Origin of the sequence: Mycobacterium sp. (assembly GCF_049281135.1) — a bacterium.
In the GTDB taxonomy this organism is placed as follows: Bacteria; Actinomycetota; Actinomycetes; order Mycobacteriales; family Mycobacteriaceae; genus Mycobacterium.
Genome location: NZ_JBAPRN010000134.1, coordinates 1 through 3,563, shown reverse-complemented (window position 1 = coordinate 3,563; position 3,563 = coordinate 1). Strand labels below are relative to the sequence as shown.

Below are 3,563 nucleotides of genomic sequence, written 5' to 3'. Positions count from 1 at the left end.
GAGCCGGTGTGGCCGACTTCACGGCGGCCGGGGCGTCGACCGTCGGCTCGGGGTTGTAGTCGACCAAGAACTCATGCCAGCTCGCATCGACCGAGGAGGGGTCTTCGCGAAACTTGCGGTACATCTCCTCGACCAGCCATTCGTTCTGCCCGAATGGTGAACTCGTACTGCTCACGGCAGCTGCTCGCCTCGATTCCTTCGCCCGGAAGCGCGATGCCGCGCTTGCCACGTCTCACCTGCGGCGGCTCCGACATGCCGCCCCATAAAGGCTAACCCTTCGACAGCGATCCGCCATGTGAGTTCTGACGGCTTCTCACGCTCAACCGGCGTCGGAAACCGGCGGCAAGAGGAGCAGGTTGACCGGCCACCGCGCCGGCGGCTTACCGAAGGCATTGCGGGCGTTACGCACGATCTTCTTGCCCGCCAGTCTGTTGCCGACGGCGCCGATGACGGCGCCAATCCCGACCGGCAGGATCTTGCCGAACAGCAGTGCACTGCGCCGCAGAGTGAACCGCCGGACAGCCCGCTTGAGCAACCGCGAATTCAGCTGTGACAAGGACGACATCGGCAGCGATGCCACTCCTTCCGACAGCCACGCCCCACTGGTGCGGCCCCCGCCGATCAGTTCGGACATCGCCTGCTTGCTGTCGTCGCCGACCAATACCGAGAGCACCAGGGCCCGTCGCCGCTCCCGGTCGTCGGTGAGAACGCCATACACCGATGCGACCGCCAGCGCGTAGAACGCGGTGGCCTCCAGAAACACCGCCGTCTCACCGGCGGCTGCAGACAACGCGGCCACTGTGCCCAGCCCTGGCAGTACGGCGGTCGACCCAACCGCTGCGCCGCTGGCCGTCACGGCGGCCACGTATCGCTTCTCCAGCTTCAAGACGATCGTGGCGGGGCCGGCGCCAGGATCGGCGCGGCGCAGCCTGTCCACGTACGCGGTCGCGAGGGGGCCCTGAATGCGGGAACTGCGCTCGATGATGCTGGCTAGTGCCCGTGCCGACCTCTTGGGCTTCCCCTCGGGGGTGGCGGGCAGCGAGTCGGCCGATGATCGGGTCCGTCGCGCGCTCATGAATGCCTCCGGTCTAATTGCCCGGCTCGGGTGCGGGCAGTGACGTGCTTTCAGGCTAGCGCCGGTGCCGGCAAAGGTGGGGGCAGGCGTCGCGGCTAATAGTCCATTAGGAATAATCCGACACAGACACGTGGACGACGATGCGGGGTCACGCCCGGCCCAACGACGAGCCAGGGCGGCCCGCCAAGCTAGACGGACAGTCGATGGCCTACCAGCTCACCTCTTTGGGTATCTCAGTGCTCGGGCTGCTACGAGGGCACCCGATGCACGGATACGAGATGTTTCAGACCCTGGTCGAACTGCACGCGGACCGCATCGTCAAGGTGCGGCCGGGCTCGCTGTATCACGTCGTCGACCGGCTGACGGAGGAGAAACTGATCCGCCGGGCGGCGACGTCGCGGGACGGTAAGCGGCCGGAGCGGGCCATCTACGAGATCACCGACGCCGGCGCTGAGGCGCTCGCCGATCGGGTGGGCCAGCTGATCGCCGTGCCGGCTTATGAGTTTCCACAGTTCGCGGTCGCACTCGCTCAGATCGATACTCTGGGTGGAGACGCCGCGACGGACGCAGTTGACGACCGTGTCGGGGCGCTGGAGGCCCGGGCCGCCGAGATCATGGCGCTTCGGGATGCCAGCATCACGCCCGTCGGACATCTGCTGGCATTCGAGTACTTGCTGGCGACGACGCAGGCCGAGCTGACCTGGTTGCGAAGCTTTGCCGACTCGATGCGATCCGGCGGTCCGCAGCGGCGGCTGACGGTGTCCGGCAACACGGTGCGGAGCCAGGACGAGGTAGGGATATGACCAGGGCGACTGTTCGCGGGCGACCCGGTGGCGGCAGCCGCAGGGGCGCGGCGGCACAGCGCGCCGACAATGTGAATCCCTGGAACGCGTTGTGGGCGACGATGGTCGGCTTTTTCATGATCTTGCTCGACTCGACGATCGTCGCGGTCGCCAATCCCAGCATCATGGTGAAGCTCGGTACCAGTTACGACACCGTCATCTGGGTGACCAGCGCCTACCTTCTCGCGTACGCGGTTCCGTTGCTGGTGTCCGGTCGACTCGGCGACCGGTTCGGTCCGAAGAACCTCTATGTGCTCGGCCTGGCGGTATTCACCGCCGCGTCGCTGTGGTGTGGCCTGTCCGGCACCATCGGGATGCTCATCGCCGCCCGGGTGGTGCAGGGGCTCGGCGCCGCAGTGATGAGTCCTCAGACGCTGTCGTTGATCACCCGCATCTTCCCGCCCGATCGGCGCGGGGTGGCGATGAGCGTGTGGGGTGCCACCGCTGGCGTGGCCACGCTGGTCGGACCGCTGGCCGGCGGGGTGCTGGTCGACGCGCTGGGCTGGGCCTGGATCTTCTTCGTCAACGTGCCGATCGGGCTGATCGGTCTGGGGCTGGCGGTGTGGCTGATCCCCGATCTGCCCACCCGCCGCCACCGCTTCGACCTGGTCGGGGTGGGGTTGTCCGGCGTGGGGATGTTCTTGATCGTCTTCTCCCTGCAGGAAGGGCAGTCCAGCCATTGGGCGCCGTGGATCTGGGCGGTGCTGGTCGCGGGCATCGGCTTCATGACGGCGTTCGTCTACTGGCAGTCGGTCAGCACCCAAGAGCCGCTGATTCCGCTGGATATCTTCCGCGACCGCGACTTCAGCTTGTGCAATGTGGCGGCGGTGGTCATCGCTTTTGCCGCCACCGCGATGATCTTGCCGTTGATGTTCTATGCGCAAGCGGTGTGCGGATTGTCGCCGACCCGCTCGGCCCTGTTGACCGCACCGATGGCGATCACCAGCGGTGTGCTTGCGCCGTTCGTCGGCAGGATGGTCGACCGGGCCCATCCGCAGCCCGTCGTCGGATTCGGCTTCTCGGCACTGGCGATCGGCCTCACCTGGCTCTCGATCGTGATGACGCCGTCCACCGCGATCTGGGAATTGGTTCTGCCGTTCTTCGTCTTGGGTGTGGCGATGGCGTTCATCTGGGCGCCGTTGACGGCTACCGCGACCCGAAACCTGGCGCCGCAGTTCGCCGGCGCGGGCTCTGGCGTGTTCAACGCGACCCGTCAGGTCGGGGCCGTGTTGGGCAGTGCCGGCATGGCCTCGTTCATGACATCGCGCATCACCTCGGAGTTGCCGCTGATGCCCGACGGTGCCTCGGGTCCGCCGGGCGGTGGCGGCATGGCCTTGCAGATGCCGGCGTTCTTACGCGAGCCGTTCGCCGCGGCGATGTCGCAGTCGATGTTGCTTCCGGCGTTCATCGCGCTGTTCGGGATCGGGGCGGCACTTTTCCTGATCGGCGGACCGTCCAGACCCGGGACGCCCACGGCTGACGAGGCGGGATCCGACAGCCCAGACGTGCCGACCCCGCGGGTGCGGGTAAGGCCCAGTGCCGCAGACGGTTTCGCCAGCGACTTCGACGGCTTCCGGGACGGCTTCGACGATGACGACGACTACGTCGAGTACACCCTGGCGCCGGCGCGCAGCGCACCGCCGTCG

The 3,563-nt window shown here is 67.1% G+C and carries 4 protein-coding genes; 2 read left to right on the top strand and 2 right to left on the bottom strand.

Translation table 11 applies throughout. From position 1 onward, the window contains the following. Both WAN02_RS05415 and WAN02_RS05410 read right to left on the bottom strand, forming a co-directional pair. The coding region (locus tag WAN02_RS05415) for a 2-oxoglutarate dehydrogenase E1 subunit family protein (protein ID WP_422263150.1) at window positions 1-175 on the bottom strand (175 nt) is incomplete at its 3' end. Window positions 176-319: 144 nt separating this feature from the next. Beyond that, window positions 320-1,075 (bottom strand): hypothetical protein, encoded by a 756-nt coding sequence (locus WAN02_RS05410; protein ID WP_422263149.1) that lies wholly within the window; start codon window positions 1,073-1,075, stop codon window positions 320-322. Between the two features lie 140 nt (window positions 1,076-1,215). Here WAN02_RS05410 and WAN02_RS05405 point away from each other — a divergent pair, with 140 nt between their 5' ends. Further along, on the top strand, window positions 1,216-1,878 hold the full coding sequence (locus WAN02_RS05405; RefSeq protein WP_422263148.1) for a PadR family transcriptional regulator: 663 nt from the start codon (window positions 1,216-1,218) through the stop codon (window positions 1,876-1,878). Continuing rightward, window positions 1,875-3,563, top strand: a 1,689-nt coding sequence (locus WAN02_RS05400; protein ID WP_422263147.1) for an MFS transporter, incomplete at its 3' end; no start/stop codon positions are given. The genes WAN02_RS05405 and WAN02_RS05400, both read left to right, overlap by 4 nt.